This is a genomic window from Flavobacterium sp. SH_e (assembly GCF_025717045.1).
Classification (GTDB): Bacteria; Bacteroidota; Bacteroidia; order Flavobacteriales; family Flavobacteriaceae; genus Flavobacterium.
The window spans coordinates 455637-473001 of the sequence record NZ_JAOVZN010000006.1 but is presented as its reverse complement, the minus strand read 5'-3'; the positions used below and the strand labels follow the sequence as shown (position 1 = coordinate 473001).

13 protein-coding genes are annotated in these 17365 nt (G+C 33.1%); 10 read left to right on the top strand and 3 right to left on the bottom strand.

The annotated features are described in order from the left end of the window. Positions 1-3 precede the first annotated feature (3 nt). The 5 genes from nuoL to OD917_RS12890 all read left to right on the top strand — a co-directional run bounded on the left by nuoL (position 4) and on the right by OD917_RS12890 (position 9058). A complete protein-coding gene (nuoL, locus tag OD917_RS12910) occupies positions 4-1887 on the top strand; it encodes an NADH-quinone oxidoreductase subunit L (RefSeq protein ID WP_263523899.1) in 1884 nt (627 codons plus the stop codon). A 10-nt stretch (positions 1888-1897) separates the two neighbouring features. Further along, on the top strand, positions 1898-3337 hold the full coding sequence (locus tag OD917_RS12905) for a NuoM family protein (protein WP_263523898.1): 1440 nt from the start codon (positions 1898-1900) through the stop codon (positions 3335-3337). 66 nt (positions 3338-3403) lie between these two features. Continuing rightward, positions 3404-4795, top strand: a complete 1392-nt coding sequence (locus OD917_RS12900) for an NADH-quinone oxidoreductase subunit N (RefSeq protein ID WP_263523897.1) — start codon at positions 3404-3406, stop codon at positions 4793-4795. Between the two features lie 163 nt (positions 4796-4958). Beyond that, complete coding sequence (locus OD917_RS12895; protein WP_263523896.1) at positions 4959-5729, top strand: Bax inhibitor-1/YccA family protein; 771 nt, start codon at positions 4959-4961, stop codon at positions 5727-5729. Positions 5730-6199: 470 nt separating this feature from the next. Next, positions 6200-9058 (top strand): T9SS type A sorting domain-containing protein, encoded by a 2859-nt coding sequence (locus OD917_RS12890; protein WP_263523895.1) that lies wholly within the window; start codon positions 6200-6202, stop codon positions 9056-9058. Positions 9059-9119: 61 nt separating this feature from the next. On the opposite strand, the gene OD917_RS12885 is transcribed toward OD917_RS12890, so the two are convergent. Then, positions 9120-10673: an aldehyde dehydrogenase family protein gene (locus OD917_RS12885; RefSeq protein WP_263523894.1), complete on the bottom strand. Its 1554-nt coding sequence runs from the start codon at positions 10671-10673 to the stop codon at positions 9120-9122. 179 nt (positions 10674-10852) lie between these two features. On the opposite strand from OD917_RS12885, the gene OD917_RS12880 reads away from it, so the two are divergent. After that, positions 10853-11809, top strand: a complete 957-nt coding sequence (locus tag OD917_RS12880; protein ID WP_263523893.1) for an MBL fold metallo-hydrolase — start codon at positions 10853-10855, stop codon at positions 11807-11809. Positions 11810-11933: 124 nt separating this feature from the next. On the opposite strand, the gene OD917_RS12875 is transcribed toward OD917_RS12880, so the two are convergent. Both OD917_RS12875 and OD917_RS12870 read right to left on the bottom strand, forming a co-directional pair. Then, positions 11934-12473, bottom strand: a complete 540-nt coding sequence (locus tag OD917_RS12875) for a 3-hydroxyanthranilate 3,4-dioxygenase (protein ID WP_111286287.1) — start codon at positions 12471-12473, stop codon at positions 11934-11936. Between the two features lie 87 nt (positions 12474-12560). Next, complete coding sequence (locus tag OD917_RS12870; protein WP_263523892.1) at positions 12561-13652, bottom strand: endonuclease/exonuclease/phosphatase family protein; 1092 nt, start codon at positions 13650-13652, stop codon at positions 12561-12563. Between the two features lie 129 nt (positions 13653-13781). On the opposite strand from OD917_RS12870, the gene OD917_RS12865 reads away from it, so the two are divergent. The 4 genes from OD917_RS12865 to OD917_RS12850 all read left to right on the top strand — a co-directional run bounded on the left by OD917_RS12865 (position 13782) and on the right by OD917_RS12850 (position 17239). After that, complete coding sequence (locus OD917_RS12865; RefSeq protein ID WP_263523891.1) at positions 13782-14858, top strand: serine hydrolase domain-containing protein; 1077 nt, start codon at positions 13782-13784, stop codon at positions 14856-14858. 155 nt (positions 14859-15013) lie between these two features. Further along, the gene (locus OD917_RS12860) at positions 15014-15913 is read left to right on the top strand and encodes an LD-carboxypeptidase (RefSeq protein WP_263523890.1); all 900 of its coding nucleotides are present in this window, start codon (positions 15014-15016) and stop codon (positions 15911-15913) included. Positions 15914-16093: 180 nt separating this feature from the next. After that, positions 16094-16465 (top strand): YraN family protein, encoded by a 372-nt coding sequence (locus OD917_RS12855; RefSeq protein ID WP_263523889.1) that lies wholly within the window; start codon positions 16094-16096, stop codon positions 16463-16465. Between the two features lie 117 nt (positions 16466-16582). Next, entirely contained in the window at positions 16583-17239 is a 657-nt protein-coding gene (locus OD917_RS12850) for a hypothetical protein (protein WP_008466087.1), read from the top strand. Positions 17240-17365: the final 126 nt, after the last annotated feature.

Sequence of the window (17365 nt, the reverse complement as noted above, 5' to 3'; positions counted from 1 at the left end):
GAAATGGATACCAATTTAGCTTTAATTTTAGTTTTAACTCCTTTACTAGGTTTTCTAGTAAATGTCTTTTTTGGAAAAAGCTTAGGAAAAACAGTTTCTGGTGCAATCGGAACTATTGCCGTAGCGATTTCTTTTGTTGTTTCTCTTTTACTTTTTAATCAAATAACTTCAACTGGAAAAGGAATTGAAGTTACTTTATTTGATTGGATTCAAATTAGCAACTTAAAAATCAACCTTGGATTTTTATTAGATCAATTATCTGTTCTTTGGTTACTTTTCGTAACGGGAATTGGTTCTTTGATTCACTTATACTCTATCAGTTACATGCACGATGATGAAAATATGCATAAGTTTTTTGCCTATTTAAATCTATTCGTATTCTTCATGATTACACTTGTAATTGGAAGCAACTTATTAGTTCTTTTCATCGGATGGGAAGGTGTTGGACTTTGTTCTTACCTATTAATTGGATTCTGGCATAAAAACCAAGATTACAATGATGCTGCAAAAAAAGCTTTCATTATGAACAGAATTGGAGATTTAGGTTTATTAATCGGAATGTTCATCATCGGGACGATGTTCTCTACATTAGATTATGCAACTCTAAAAACAGCAATTGCTGGAGCTACTAACTTAAATTTACAATTACTTTCTTTAGCTGCCTTATGCTTGTTTATTGGAGCTTGTGGTAAATCTGCTCAAATTCCGTTATACACTTGGTTACCTGATGCGATGGCTGGACCAACTCCAGTTTCTGCATTAATCCACGCAGCTACGATGGTTACTGCTGGTATCTTTATGGTAACAAGATTAAACTTTGTTTTTGATCTTGCAACAGATGTTCAATCTGTAATCGCAATTATTGGAGCAATCACTTCATTAGTTGCTGCTACAATTGGATTAGTTCAAAACGATATCAAAAAAGTATTGGCCTACTCTACAGTTTCACAATTAGGTTTAATGTTCTTAGCATTAGGATTTGGAGCTTATGAAGTAGCAGTTTTCCACGTAATCACTCACGCTTTCTTTAAAGCTTGTTTATTCTTAGGATCTGGATCTGTAATTCACGGATTACACGGAGAACAAGATATGCGTAATATGGGCGGATTGCGTAAAGCAATGCCAATCACTTTCTGGACCATGTTGATTTCTTCATTGGCAATTTCAGGGTTTCCTTTACTTTCAGGTTTCTTCTCTAAAGACGAAATTTTAATGACTGCTTTCCACCACAGTATTCCTTTATATGTTGTTGGATCAGTTGCTTCAATTATGACAGCTTTCTATATGTTCCGTTTAATGTTCTTAACTTTCTTCAAAGAATTTAGAGGAACTGAAGAGCAAAAACACCATTTACACGAAAGTGGTTCATTAATTACTATTCCGCTTATCATCTTAGCTATTTTAGCAACTTTTGGCGGATTAATTAGTTTACCTGGAAACAGCTGGTTAAATGGTTACCTTGCTCCTCTTTTCACAAAAGTGGCAGGCGAAGAACATCATTTAGGCACAACAGAATACACTTTAATGGGAGTTGCAGTATTAGGATGTTTACTAGGAATTTTAATTGCTTACGTAAAATACTTTAAACAAGATAATGTTCCAGAGGCTGATGAAAATATTACTGGTTTCGCCAAAGTATTATACAACAAATATTATGTAGACGAAGTTTACGATGCAGTATTTGTACAACCAATTAACAGTTTATCTAAATTCTTTAGAGATTATATCGAAACTGGATTATCTGCTCTTGTTTTTGGATTAGGTAAAATAGCAAACGAAATTGCTTTTCAAGGAAAAAAATTACAAACCGGAAGTATAGGATTATATCTATTTGTTTTTGTTTTAGGACTTTGCGCAATTGTTTCCTATATATTTTTAGCTCAATAATATTATTACTATGAACGTTTCTACTATATTAATTATACTTTTAATTGGTGCATTTGCCACTTATTTTTCTGGTGACAAACTAGCTTCAAAAGTTGCTTTATTATTTAGTTTAGCAGCTTTAGGATGTTCAATTGTATTATTGAATAATTACAATGCTGGCGAAAATATCAGCGTAATCAACAGCTGGATCAATCAGCCAAAAATTTCTTTCACTTTAAATGGTGACGGGCTTGGGCTTGCAATGGTTTTATTAACCGTAGCTTTAACTCCGATTATTATATTTTCTTCTTTTGGAAATGAATATAAAAATGCAAAAGGCTTTTATGGATTAATCTTGTTTATGGCTTTTGCTATGGCGGGAACTTTCTTAGCAGCTGACGGTCTTTTATACTACATTTTCTGGGAGTTAGCACTTATTCCAATCTACTTTATTGCTTTGATTTGGGGTAATGGCGATGCTGAAGAACGCAGAAAAGCAGTGGTTAAATTCTTTATTTATACACTTGCAGGTTCGTTATTCATGTTGACTGCTTTTATTTACTTATACACAAAAGCTGGTTCTTTCTTAATCGAAGATTTGTACAAAGTAAACTTATCTGCTTGCGAGCAATTCTGGATTTTCTTGGCTTTCTTCTTAGCTTATGCTATCAAAATTCCAATTATTCCTTTCCACACTTGGCAAGCAAATGTATACCAAAAAGCACCAACTGTTGGAACAATGCTTTTATCTGGTATCATGCTAAAAATGGGATTGTACAGCGTACTTCGTTGGCAATTGCCACTTGCTCCAATCGCAGCTAAAGAATACATGCATATTTTTATTGCTTTAGGAATTGCAGGTGTAATCTATGGTTCAATTGTAGCGTTGAGACAAAAAGACTTGAAAAAACTATTAGCTTATTCTTCTCTTGCTCACGTTGGATTAATTGCTGCTGGATCTTACACTTTGACTCTTGATGGTTTTAGAGGTTCAGTTATGCAAATGATCGCTCACGGTTTTGTTGTAGTGGGATTGTTCTTTGCTGCTGAAGTAATTTTCAGAAGATACGAAACTAGAGAAATTGGCGAAATGGGCGGAATCCGTGCTCAATCTCCAAAATTCACATCGATGTTTTTAATCTTAGTATTAGCTTCTGTTGCATTACCAAGCACATTTAATTTTGTTGGAGAGTTTACAGTATTATACAGTTTATCTCAAATCAATATCTGGTTTGCTATTCTTGGCGGTACTACTATTATTCTAGGTGCTTACTATATGTTAAGAATGTTCCAGCATGTAATGTTAGGAGAAACTAATTCTAAAGCTTTTGCAGATGTTACGCTAAACGAAGGAATTTCATTTGCTGTAATCATTGCAGTTTTATTATTCTTTGGTTTCTATCCAAAACCAATCACAGATTTGATTACACCAAGCTTGGAAAACATTTTACAAGTTATCAATAAGAACTAATATTTTAAACAAAAAATAAATTAGGATTTAAGCTTAAAATTGAAATCCTAAATCAAAAAGATAAAAATGAATACATTAATAGCTATAACAGGATTGGGTATTTTCTGCCTATTGTTTGAAATTCTTAATTTAAGAAAGGCGATCGTTCCTATTACCATTTTGGGTTTATTAGGCGTATTGGCACTTAATTACTGTGAATTTGGAGCAGAACAAAGTTATTACAACAACATGATAGCAGTGAGTAAGTTTTCTACAGCTTTTTCATCATTGTTTATCGTTTTGACTATTTTCCTTGTAGCATTAAGTCATAATTTTTACCAAAATCATCCAACTAAGATTTCTGATTATGTTGCTATTAAAGTTTTCTTACTAGCTGGAGCTGTAGCGATGGTTTCTTTTGGAAACTTAGCCATGTTCTTCTTAGGAATCGAAATCTTGTCTATTGCATTATATGTTTTAGCTGCTAGCGACCGTTTGAATATAAAGAGTAACGAAGCAGGTATGAAATATTTCTTAATGGGATCTTTTGCTTCTGGAATTATCTTATTCGGAATCTGTTTGATTTACGGAGCAATGGGAACTTTTGATATCAGTGAAATTCACGAAAGCGCTTTATCTGCAGAATTACCAATCTGGTTTCCTATTGGATTAATTTTAATGATTATCGGAATGTTATTTAAAGTTGCGGCTGTTCCTTTCCACTTCTGGGCTCCAGACGTGTACGAAGGTTCTCCAGCTCTAACAACAGCTTTAATGAGTACTTTAGCAAAAGTAGTAGCTATTGCAACTTTATTTAAGTTGATTTCTGGAATGAACGTGATTTCTTCTTTAGAAAACCAAGATCTTTTACATACGTTTGAAGTTATTGTAGTTATTATCTCTATCGCTTCAATGTCTGTAGGTAATATTATGGCATTAAGACAAGTAAACGTAAAACGTATGCTTGCTTTCTCAGGAATCTCTCATGCAGGTTTCATGTTAATGACATTATTGACTGTTTCTGCTTCTGCTGGAGTTCTATTATATTATACTGCTGCTTATGCATTGGCAGGGATCGCAGCTTTTAGTGTAATCTTATATGTTTGCAGAGATCAAGATAATGAAGATATTACAAACTTCCACGGTTTAGGAAAAACAAATCCGCTATTGGCTGCAGTTCTTACAGCTTCATTATTATCAATGGCAGGTATTCCTATTTTCTCTGGATTCTTTGCTAAATTATTCTTGTTCAATCAAACTATTCAAGCAGGATACATTGGTTTAGTAATCGTTGCTGTAATCAACTCTATTATTAGTGTTGGATATTATTTCAAACTGATCATCGCAATGTATTCTAAAGAGCCTAATCAAGAAAGAACAGGAAAACCATTCCTTATTTATGCTACGGCTGTGGTATCAATTATTTTAAACATTGCATTAGGTTTATTTCCATCATTAGTTTTAGACTTATTGAAATAAGATCATTTCAATAATTAAAATATTCGAAAATCCATTAAAATTTATTTAATGGATTTTTTTTATACCCTAAATAAAGAACAGAAATTCATGTTAAAAATTTCTTTCCTAAGATTGCACTTCAAAAAATCTCCATATATTTGAATTCAATTAAATGTATTAAAATATGAACTTTAATTCAAAAAATCCATTTTTAAACAGTAAGCGTTTTTCATCAAATGCTGAACCAAGAACTGAAGTACACCAAGCTCAGATTATTGATTACAATCAAGAAATGACGGTGTCTGGAACAATCAACAAAACAGCAATCTTATTTCTTATTTTATGTGGTGCTGCTATGGTAACATGGTGGATGACTTTTAACGGAATAAACCCTATGCTGCCTACAATTGGAGGAGCGATTATTGGTTTTATTTTAGTTTTAGTTTCTTCATTTAAGCCACAGTTATCTCCTTACCTAGCGCCAGGATATGCTTTATTCGAAGGATTGTTCATAGGTGGTATTTCTGCAATATTTGAATTAAAATTTCCAGGAATTGTAATCAATGCAGTTGGCGCAACTCTTGTTACTTTCTTGGTTTGTCTTGGTTTATACAAATTTAGAATTGTAAAAGTTACAGAACAATTCAAATCTGTTGTGGTTGCGGCAACATTAGCAATTGCTACATATTATTTAATTTCTTGGGTTGTATCAATGTTTTCAAGCTGGACACCTGTTCATTATGGAAATTCTATGATGAGTATTGGTATCAGCGTTTTTGTTATCATCATTGCTGCTCTTAACCTTTTCTTGGATTTTGATTTAATTGAAAAAGGAGCAAGAGAAAAAATGCCAAAGTTTATGGAATGGTACGGAGCAATGGGATTAATGATTACATTGGTTTGGTTGTATATCGAATTCTTAAGACTTTTATCAAAACTTTCTAGCAAAGACTAACAATTCTATTTTAAATAATCCAAAAGCCTTTTTGAGTAAAATCAGAAAGGCTTTTTTATTTCAACCAATTTATTTTTTTGATTATAAATATCAAAACTTCTAAGAATAATCTGTTATTCAAAACACGAAAAGAATCCATTTCCTACAAAATTTAAAATGTAATTTATTGCAATAAAAAAAATTGTAGACTCTCAATCTCCATTTTGTTTAAACTTTTCGAATTGTTAAAAGCGAGAAAAATACGGCTTTCCACAATCAATTGACTATATGTAATAAATTACAATCAATGCAATTTATTACATTTTTAACATTTTAAAAGCTAAATAATTTAAGTATCCTCTTTTTTTTAGTAAAAAAATTATACTATTAAAAATTAATATATAATTTTGTGTAATCGATTACAATTAAACCACTTGGAATCGTAAGTAAAAACCACTTACTTATTTTATTAACTATCTTAAACAAACCTTATGAAAAAAAACCTACTTTTCGTGGCTGTCTTTTTTATGACAGTTCAATTATGGGCCCAAACCATTCAAATTAATGAAGCTTCTGGCTGGCTAGAATCTGCTTTTGTAAAATGGCAGCCAGTCAGTGGTGCCCAAACCTACAATGTGTATTATACAGGAAACGGATTTACAGATCAAAAAATAGATGACCAGCTTATTAGAAGTTATGGTTCTTATTTTCGTGCTGATATTCCAGGTCTTAAAGCTGGAACTTACACCGTTAAAGTAAAACCTGTTGTAAATGGCACCGAAGGATCTGGAGCAACAACTGGAAGTTTAACAGTAACCGCGCACGACAGAAACGGATTTGCTTTTGAAGGCGGACGTGTTCCTGGAGGATACAAAGCTGACGGAACTCCTAAAGACAATGCCGTAATCCTTTACATTACACAAAATACCAAAAACACAATTTCGATGAATATTACTGGAGCTAGCGCAAATCCCTGCATTGGTCTTCAAAATATTCTTTACGCCATTAAAAAAGGAAAAGATACGCGTCCATTTATCATTCGTTTAATTGGAAATATCACTGATATGACGGTTATGGAAGGTGGCGACGTAGTTATTGAAAATGCAAACAATGCTTCTAGCTATGTAACAATTGAAGGTATTGGTGACGACGCTGTAGCGAACGGATGGGGAGTTAGATTAAAATCGGCTTCAAATATAGAAGTAAGTAACCTTGGATTTATGAACTGTAATAGTACTGCAGGAGATAATGTAGGAATGCAGCAGGACAATGATCACGTATGGGTTCACAACTGTGATTTATTTTACGGAAATGCAGGAAGCGATGCCGACCAGATAAAAGGTGACGGAGCATTAGACAATAAAACTTCAACTTATATCACATTATCTTACAACCACTTTTGGGATAATGGAAAAGCAAGCCTTTTAGGCTTAAGCGAAGGAACAACTTCAGGATTGTACATCACGTACCACCATAACTGGTTTGATCACTCCGATTCTCGTCACCCTCGTGTGCGCTATTATTCAGCACATATTTACAACAACTATTATGACGGAGTTTCTAAATATGGAGCAGGTTCAACTATGGGCTCTTCTCTTTTCGTTGAAGGAAATTATTACAGAAATAGCAAACATCCAATGTTAACTTCTCTTCAAGGTTCTGATATTTGGGATGAAGCCAACCAAGTTAACAATGCTGGAACAATGGGAACATTTTCTGGAGAAGCTGGAGGAAGTATAAAAGCTTATAACAATACATTTGACGCTTCTAATGGAACAAATAATATGCGTTTCGTAGCTTATAACGATCCTAATCCGTTATACAATATATCAGGAAAAATAAGCTCTACAACAGATTTTGATGCTTATGTAGCTACAACAAGAGGAGAAGTGGTAAGCAGTACTGTAAAATCTAAATCGGGTGCAAATACCTACAACAACTTTGATACAGATGCTAATTTGTATGTAAAAAATCTAACTATCGATACTCCTGCTGCTGCGAAAACAAAAACAACTCAATATGCAGGACGTGTATCTGGTGGAGATCTAAAATGGACATTTAACAATGCTACAGATGATACTTCTTCTTTAGTTATTACAGCTTTGAAAACAGCTCTTACAAACTATTCAGGAACTTTAGTTGCTGTACAAGGTGAAGGAAACCCGCCTGCTGGAACGCAGACTTTAACTTTGACTTCTTCTGCAAACAATAATCAAACTGTTGCAAGCGGTACTGCAATTTCTTCTATCGTATTTACGTGGGGTGGAGATGCAACTGATGCAACCGTAACTGGATTGCCAGCTTCTGGATTGACTTTTGTAAAAAATACTACAGCTAAAACGATAACTATTTCTGGTACGCCAACTGCAACAGTTTCGTACTCAATTGCAACTTCTGGAACTAGTGGTTCCCCAGCCACTGGTTCAGGAACTGTAACAGTTACTGCTGCTGGAAACCAAACTTTAACTTCAACAGGAAATAATAGCCAAACTGTTTCTTCTGGAACTGCTATCGCTTCAATCGTCTTTACTTGGGGCGGAAACGCAACAGACGCATCTGTAACAGGATTACCTGCTTCTGGGTTGTCTTTTGTAAAAAATACGACAGCAAAAACTATCACGATTACAGGAACTCCAACTGCAAACGTGTCTTATTCTGTAACAACTTCAGGAAGTGCAGGAACTCCTGTAACGGCATCAGGAACAATAACGGTGACAACAGGCTCAACTGGCGGATCTGAACTACATAATTTTACAACATCTGGCAAAACAAGTACATTCTACTCTATTACAGGAAACATGAATTCAACTCCTGGATCTGTAACTTACAACGGATTAACATTAACAGAGCGCTTAAAAATAGAATCAAGCACATCTATAACGTATACAACAACAAGTGCGTCTACTTTAACTTTGGTTTTCGATTCAAGTTTTACGGGAACCATTAAAGTAGATAATGTTTCTTACACGGCATCAGCAGGTATCGTAACTGCTTCAATTGCTGCAGGTTCTCACACTATAACAAAAGGTTCTGTTGCCAACTTATTTTACATTAGCACTGTTTATAGCGGAAGTACTTTAAGAATGGCTGTTGGAGCTGAAACTACTGCAAAAGAAAGTACAGAATCATCAAAAATAGTTTTATATCCAAATCCAGTTTCAAGCACTTTATTCTTATCAGATCCAGAACAAAAAGTTCAGAGTGTGCTTATATACAACATTTCTGGAAACTTGGTAATTAATTCTGGAAACTCTGAGAGTATTGATACAAGCAGTTTAATTCCTGGTACTTATTTAGCCAAAATTATTACTGTTGATGGATCAATAAACCAAACACTAATTAAAAAATAAAAACCAAACTTAACTTAAAAAGGCTTCCAAAATTGGAAGCCTTTTTTTCAGTTTTATACTTTTACAAATCAAATTTAATTCCCTGTGCTAGAGGAAGATTTGTAGTATAATTAATTGTATTCGTTTGACGTCTCATGTAAATTTTCCAAGCATCAGAACCAGACTCTCGCCCTCCTCCAGTTTCTTTCTCACCACCAAAAGCTCCGCCAATTTCTGCACCAGAAGTTCCTATATTTACGTTTGCGATTCCACAGTCAGAACCTGTTGCAGATAAAAATCTTTCTGCTTCACGTAAATTATTTGTCATAATTGCAGAAGACAATCCTTGAGCAACACCGTTTTGAATTTCGATTGCATTTTCTACTTCTCCTGAATATTTAATTAAATATAAAACTGGTGCAAATGTTTCATGCTGTACAATTTCAAATGAATTTTCAGCTTCGGCAATCGCAGGTTTAACATAACAGCCACTTTCATAACCTTGACCAGAAAGCACTCCACCTTCTACAAGAATCTTTCCGCCTTCAGCTACAACTTTATTTAAAGCTGCTGCATACATTTCAACAGCGTGAGTGTCAATTAGCGGTCCAACGTGAATATTTTCGTCAAGCGGATTTCCAATTCTTAACTGTTTGTACGCTGCCACCAATGCATCTTTTACTTTATCATAAATACTTTCGTGAATAATCAATCGACGAGTTGAAGTACAACGCTGTCCAGCCGTTCCAACAGCTCCGAAAACAGCACCAATAACCGTCATTTTAATATCGGCATCTGGAGTAACAATAATAGCATTGTTTCCACCTAATTCTAATAATGACTTACCCAATCTTCCAGCCACAGTCTGCGCAACAATTTTCCCCATTCTGGTTGAACCTGTTGCAGAAATAAGCGGAATACGAGTATCTGCAGTCAATAATTCTCCTATTTTATAATCTCCGTTTATTAAACATGAAATTCCCTCTGGAAGATTGTTTTCTTTAATAACCTGAGCTATGATGTTCTGACAAGCAATACCGCAAAGAGGTGTTTTTTCAGAAGGTTTCCAAACACAAACATCTCCAGAAATCCATGCCAATGCAGTGTTCCAAGACCAAACTGCAACTGGGAAATTAAATGCCGAAATAATTCCAACAATTCCTAAAGGATGATATTGTTCGTACATACGGTGCCCAGGTCTTTCTGAATGCATTGTTAATCCATGAAGCTGGCGTGATAAACCAACTGCAAAATCGCAGATATCTATCATTTCCTGAACTTCTCCAAAACCTTCCTGCAATGATTTTCCCATTTCGTAAGAAACCAGCTTTCCAAGTGCTTCTTTATTTTGTCTCAATTTTTCTCCAAACTGACGTACAATTTCACCACGCTGTGGCGCTGGAATCAATCTAAAAGTTTTAAATGCTTCTGCCGCTGTCTGAATTGCTTTTTCGTAATCTTCTGCAGTTGACATTTTAACCGAAGCAATTAATTTTCCGTCAACTGGCGAATAACTATCTAGAATTTCTCCCGAAGAAAAATTATTAATTCCTGTTGATGTTCCTTCATTTATGGTCTTGATGCCCAATTTTTCAAGAGCTTCCTTCATTCCAAATTGCGATGCTATTGTTGTCATTGTAACTTTTTTAGTTAAAATTGTTATATTTTTATGTAAAGATATTGTTTTAGAATTAATTTTCAATTGAAGTTAATTCATAAATGAAAGTAAATTTAAGCTTATTTTATAGTATTAACAGAAACGAAACCTCATTATTGAATTTATTTAATGAAATTTGTGCACTTAAAATTAAAAACATGACTCTTTTTAATAGGCTTTTGCTTTGTTTTCTTTTAGTTACTACCAATATATTTTCCCAAAAAGAAAAACCCTCTTTTTCTATAGTTCCATTAGGCGTAATGGGCGGTATTGATGAAAAAAATCTTTCTGCTTATTTAATAGCTCCATCAAATACAACTGATTATATCTGTCTTGACGCTGGAACTTTAAACGCAGGAATCGAAAAAGCTATTGAAAAGAAAACTTTCAAAGTTTCGACAAGCGAAGTTTTACGAAAATACATCAAAGGATATTTGATTTCTCACGCGCATTTAGATCATGTATCTGGTTTGATTATCAATTCTCCAGCCGATTCTTCAAAAACGGTTTATGCTACTAATAAATGTATGGAAATGATGGAAAACCATTATTTCAATGATCAGACTTGGGCAAATTTTGGAGATGCAGGTCCAGGTTTTCCTTTAAAAAAATACCATTTTCAAACCCTGAATCTAGGGGAAGAAACTTCTTTAACGAATACCAAAATGACGGTTAAAGCATTTTCTTTAAGCCATGTTAATCCATTTGAAAGCACTGCTTTCTTAATTAAAAATGAGAATGACTATGTCTTATATTTAGGAGATACAGGACCAGATGAAGTAGAAAAAAGCAATAATCTTCGCGATTTATGGACAGCCATTGCGCAATTGGTTAAAGAAAAACAATTAAAGGGAATTTTCATCGAAGTTTCTTTTCCGAACGAACAACCAGATAAGTTTTTGTTTGGTCATTTAACACCAAATTATTTAATGAAAGAGCTTCATGTTCTAGAAGATTTGGCGGGAAAAGGTTCTCTTAAAAACTTTAAAATTATCATCACACATTTGAAACCTCCAGCAAAGAATATTGTTAAAATAAAAGAGCAGTTAAAAGCTCAAAACGATTTAGGATTGAAGATTATTTATCCTGAGCAGGGGAAAAAGTTTAAGTTGTAATTTTATTTTACCACAGATTTTTAAGATTAAAAGGATTTCTTCATAAATCTTAAACGATAAACATAATTAAACCCGACAGGTTTCAAAAACCTATCGGGTTTCTTATTTCTATTAAAATAAAATATTATTTCTTCGCAACAAATCTCGGATCAGTTTCCATAACAGTTCCGCAATTATCGCAGGTTCTTAATTCTTCTGAATTGTAAAAATGCTCAAAATGAGGAAGAAAGTCTTTCTCTATATTATGAAGTTCAAAATACACTTCATACAATTTATGATTGCAGTTATCGCAATGCCAAAGCAGACCATCTGTAAAACCTTGTCCTGCACGTTTTCTTTCTATAACAAGTCCAATTGAACCTTCTGAACGAACAGGAGAATGTGGCACTTTCGCTGGATGTAGATACATGTCTCCCGCATTTAATTCCATTTCTTTACGCTGACCATCTTCCTGAATTATAACCTTAATACTTCCTTCTAACTGATAAAAAAGCTCTTCAGTTTCGTTATAATGATAATCTTTTCGAGCATTTGGTCCCGCTACAATCATTACAATATAATCTCCAGAATCTACATATAAGTTTTTATTTCCAACAGGCGGTTTAAGTAAATGACGGTTTTCATCAATCCATTGAGTCAGGTTAAAAGGTTTTGCTATAGCCATTTTTTAAATACTAAATTTATGAGTAGCTAAGGTAGTGAAAAGTATTCAGTCTCAGTCGCAGTTTTCAGATTCACTGCGACTGTAAACTCACCTAAACTCTTTTATCAAATAAACATAAACTGGAAAATGGTCACTAAACCCAGCTTCCAAAATTGTATTGCGTAAAGGATAGCCTTTATATTGCCCTGTATTTTGAATAAGATAAGGTTTATTGAAAATACCTGCTTTCCAGAAATTAAAAGTCGAAAAATCAGCTTTAATTAAAGATTCTGTCATGATAATTTGATCAAAAATATTCCATGAATCTCTAAAAGCAATTGTTCCCATTCCTTTATTAGAAAGTTCTTCAAAAGGATTAAAAACTCCAAATTCAGGAATTTCTGCTTTTACTCCACAAGCCCCTAAACCTATTTTTATACTTTTATTAAAAGGTCCGTCATTGAAATCTCCCATTGTCAATACTTTTGCTCTTGGATTAATCTGTTGCAATGAATCAATAATTTTTCGATTTAATTTTCCTGCAGCTTCCCGAAATGCAGTTGTTGCTTTTTCTCCGCCAGATCTAGAAGGCCAGTGATTGACAATAATATGTATTTCTTCGTCTTCCAAAAATCCCGAAATCAAAAGCTGATCTCTTGTAAAAACTCGATTATTATTTTCCTTTTTAACTTCAATTTCATCATCCAGAACTTCCTCTTCTTTTGGAGAAATTTCTTTTTTATAAATGATTAAAGGAATATTCGAATAAGAAGTTGGTCTGAAATATTTTTTCTGATACAATAAAGCCACATCGATTCCTCGTTTATCTGGCGAATCAAAATGAATGATTCCTAAATCTAGTGGCAATAGCTTTGGTTCTTTTATTAAATCTTCTAAAACGCCACGATTTTCTATTTCAGCTCCTCCAATTAAAGTTGGTGCATTTGAATTTTCAGGCATTCCAATTTCAGAAATAACTTTTGCTAGATTTTTTAATTTCTGCTGATATTTTCCTGTTGTCCAACGTTGTGCTCCGTTTGGAGTCCATTCATCATCATTTGTAAATTGATCATTTACAGTGTCGTAAAGATTTTCAAAATTGTAAAAAGCTACAGTGTGTATTTTGTATCTTTTTGATTGGCCAAACAGGACTGTCAGCGAAAAAAGAAAAATCAAACAAAATTTATATTTTAATGGCATAGAAAAGATTTTTAAAAAGACAAATTTAATTTTTTTGTAAGATTTTTTACCTAAATAAAATTTAAAAATATTACGTTTGTTTCTAATAAAAGTCTTGTATATTGCTGAAAAAATCTGACAATTTATAACATGAAAAAAATATTGTTTTTCGCTTTATTCATGAGCTTTACAAATCCATTTTACGGACAAAAAAATAGTTCCAGAGCAGAAGAAATCAGAAAACAATATAAAATTCCAGAATTAGCTTATGCAGTTGTTTCTTCAGATTCTATTCTTGAAATTAACGTTTTAGGATTTCAACGTTACAAGTCTTCTCATAAAGCAAAAATTAATGATAAATTTCGTTTAGGATCAATCACAAAAACGATCACAAGTTATATCGCAGCGACTTTAGTAAATGAAGGAAAAATAAACTGGAATACTAAATTTTTTGATTTATATCCTGAATTAAAAGCAGAAAGTAATCCAGGAATTTATAATGTAACCTTGCAGGATTTCTTGACCTTTCGAGCGCCAATCCCAACTTGGTCTTATGGAAATGAAACTCCAAATCAACAAGAAATTAAAGGAAATAATCAAGAACAGCGTTATGAGTTTATAAGCTGGTTTTTTAAGCAAAAACAAATTGTTACTGAAAAACAGGAATGGTACGGTTCCAATCCAAGTTTTGTTGCTGCAGGTTTAATGCTGGAAAAAGCAACCGGAAAAAGTTATGAAACTTTAGTGCAAGAATTGGGTAAAAAGCTAAATATTAACTTTGGTTTTGGACAGCCAAACGTAACTGATATAAACCAGCCGTGGGGACATGATGAAAATTTGAAGCCTGAAAAGCCATTTGTAAATTATAAATTAAATTGGCTTTCATCAGCAGGAAATATCAATGTAAATCTTCCTGATTTTTGCAAATTTACACAGATGCAATTACAAGGTTTGTTAGGAAAATCAAAAGTATTGTCTGAAGAAGAATTTAATAAAATGCATTTTGGTTTTCCTGAATTTTCTTTTGGATGGTATTCTGAAATAAATGAAAAATCAGGCTTGAAATATTCATTTCATTATGGAAATCCAGGAACATTTTTAACCAAAGTGTATATTTGCAAAAACATCGATAAAGCTTTTATCTTATTTGCCAATGTGCAATCTGAAGAAGCAGACAAAGGTTTAATGTTGCTTTTGACCGAACTGCAAGAAAAATACGGAGGCTAAATCTACCAAACCTTAAAAATTAATTTTATAAATTTAAGCAAAAGAAAAAAATGAATAAAAATCGAATTGACTATATAAAAAGACGTTTTGCCTTTTGTAAACTCGCATTTCTTATTTTTGCTTTACAATCATTCAACTGTCAATCTCAACAAAACATGATAACACCACCTTATTTACAAAAAGGAGATACTGTAGCGCTTTTGGCAACAGCTAGAAAAAACATCGATGACAATTTAAAACCAACCATAGATTTATTGCATAGTTGGGGTTTAGAAGCCGTAATTGGATCTACAATTGGATTGGATTATCATCAATTGGCTGGAACAGATGAACAAAGAGCTGCCGATTTTCAAAAGCAATTAGACAATCCAAATATTAAAGCGATCTGGTGCGTTCGTGGCGGATATGGCACTGTTAGAATGTTAGATTTATTAGATTTCACCAAATTCAAACAGCATCCAAAATGGGTTATCGGTTTTAGCGACGTAACGGTTCTTCATAATCATTTGAATACTATGGGTTACAAATCGATTCATGGGATTATGCCTGTAACGGTTCCTAGAGCAACTCCAGATGCTGTGAGCTCGTTAAAAGCTGCTTTGTTTAACGAACCTATTTCCTACTCAATTAGTCCAACTCCTATGAATCGTTTAGGAAGTGCAACTGGAGAATTAGTTGGAGGGAATTTATCTATTTTATATAGTTTATTAGGATCTCCATCGGCAATTGACTGCAAGGATAAAATTTTATTTATCGAAGATTTAGACGAATATCTTTATCATATTGACCGTATGATGATGAATCTAAGACGTAACGGCTGTATCGAAAATCTAAAAGGAATTATCATTGGCGGAATGACAAGCATGAAAGATAATGAAGTGCCTTGGGGGAAAAACGCTTTGGAAATTATAGATGATGTAACTAAAAAATACAATATTCCAGTAATTTTCAATTTCCCAGCCGGCCATATTAGAGACAACAGAGCTTTAATTATGGGAAATACCATTTCTATGGAAGTTACAGCTTCTGGAAGTACGGTTGCTTTCAAAAAATAATACCACACAATCCTTTTTAAGGAAACTCAAAAAATACCACATAAAAATCTCGCAAAAACGCAAAGTCGCAAAGTTTTAAATGCTTTGTGATTTTGCGTTTTTCGTGCAATAATTTCATTTAGTAAAAATAATTTCTAAGATTCACACTGAAAACTGTGACTGAGACAGAATATTACAACAATGGCAGAACATAACGATTTAGGAAAATTAGGCGAAGATCTCGCAGCGGTTCATTTGGAAGAAAATGGATATTCTATTTTAGAGCGAAACTTTGTAATCCAAAAAGCAGAAATAGATATAATTGCACAAAAAGATTCTGTCTTGGCAATTGTTGAAGTTAAAACTCGTTCGAGTTTAGATTTTGGTTCTCCGCAAGATTTTGTGAAGCAAAAAAAGATTCAATTACTTATTAAAGCAGTAAATGCCTACATAAACGATAGGGAAAAGGATTTTGCGGAAGATTTAGAAATCCGTTTTGATATCGTTGCGGTCCACAAAAACGGGGAAACATTTGCAATTGAACATCTTACAGATGCTTTTTATCACTTTTAACATATTTTTTTATTGTTATAATTGTAACAATTTGTTTTTTTATTTATATTTGCAGAGAATTATAACATCGCAATGTTAAATTAACAACCAACTGTTACCAAAAAAAAAAAAAGAATTATGAAAACTGTTTCTTCTATTGTAGAAAACTACATTAAAACAAAACCATTTTTATTGAATGCCCTCTCGCTCGGAATTATTAACCTAACTTCACTTTCGCGAAATATTATGACCGAATTGGAAAGTGAGTTTGGAAAAGAAGTAAAACAAGGAGCTGTTGTAATGTCTTTAAAACGACTGACGGAAGAACTAGACTTTAAACTTAACCACAAAATCAATAAAGTAATTAAGAATATTGGTGAAATTACTGTTCGCTCTGAGCTTACAGATTACACTTTTGCTGCTTCAGAAACTGTTTTGAACAAACAAGCAGATTTAATCTCTGATATTAATGCTTTATCTGATATTTTTTATACTTCATCTCGTGGTGTAAACGAAACTAATATTGTTGTCAGCAGTAGTGTAAATCACTTAGTTGAGAAGCACTTTATGAGAGAAAAATTAATCCAGAAATTAGATAATTTAGCTTCAATTACTGTAAAATTACCAAAAGAAAACATTGTTGTTCCTGGTATTTACTATTTCATTTTCCAACGTTTGGCTTGGGAAGGAATTATCATCAATGAAGTAATTTCGACTTCAAATGAGTTTACTATTTTAGTTGGAGAAGATCAAGTTGATGTAGCTTTTAAAGTTATCAAAGATTTGAAAAACTAATTCCAAAAAGAAGATTTAAGAATCGTTTTTGATTCTTCTTTATATCAAAAATCCTTTTGTCTTTTTAAAGATAAAAGGATTTTTTCTTTAAATATCATTCATCTTCGAATCTGATTTCATATTTCA

Bases quoted from the DNA above. Each gene is read 5' to 3' on its own strand.
- OD917_RS12900 (WP_263523897.1), top strand. From the start codon at position 3,404: ATGAATACATTAATAGCTATAACAGGATTGGGTATTTTCTGCCTATTG.
- OD917_RS12880 (WP_263523893.1), top strand. From the start codon at position 10,853: ATGACTCTTTTTAATAGGCTTTTGCTTTGTTTTCTTTTAGTTACTACC.
- OD917_RS12850 (WP_008466087.1), top strand. From the start codon at position 16,583: ATGAAAACTGTTTCTTCTATTGTAGAAAACTACATTAAAACAAAACCA.
- OD917_RS12905 (WP_263523898.1), top strand. From the start codon at position 1,898: ATGAACGTTTCTACTATATTAATTATACTTTTAATTGGTGCATTTGCC.
- OD917_RS12895 (WP_263523896.1), top strand. From the start codon at position 4,959: ATGAACTTTAATTCAAAAAATCCATTTTTAAACAGTAAGCGTTTTTCA.
- nuoL (WP_263523899.1), top strand. From the start codon at position 4: ATGGATACCAATTTAGCTTTAATTTTAGTTTTAACTCCTTTACTAGGT.
- OD917_RS12890 (WP_263523895.1), top strand. From the start codon at position 6,200: ATGAAAAAAAACCTACTTTTCGTGGCTGTCTTTTTTATGACAGTTCAA.
- OD917_RS12860 (WP_263523890.1), top strand. From the start codon at position 15,014: ATGATAACACCACCTTATTTACAAAAAGGAGATACTGTAGCGCTTTTG.
- OD917_RS12865 (WP_263523891.1), top strand. From the start codon at position 13,782: ATGAAAAAAATATTGTTTTTCGCTTTATTCATGAGCTTTACAAATCCA.
- OD917_RS12870 (WP_263523892.1), bottom strand. From the start codon at position 13,652: ATGCCATTAAAATATAAATTTTGTTTGATTTTTCTTTTTTCGCTGACA.
- OD917_RS12855 (WP_263523889.1), top strand. From the start codon at position 16,094: ATGGCAGAACATAACGATTTAGGAAAATTAGGCGAAGATCTCGCAGCG.
- OD917_RS12875 (WP_111286287.1), bottom strand. From the start codon at position 12,473: ATGGCTATAGCAAAACCTTTTAACCTGACTCAATGGATTGATGAAAAC.
- OD917_RS12885 (WP_263523894.1), bottom strand. From the start codon at position 10,673: ATGACAACAATAGCATCGCAATTTGGAATGAAGGAAGCTCTTGAAAAA.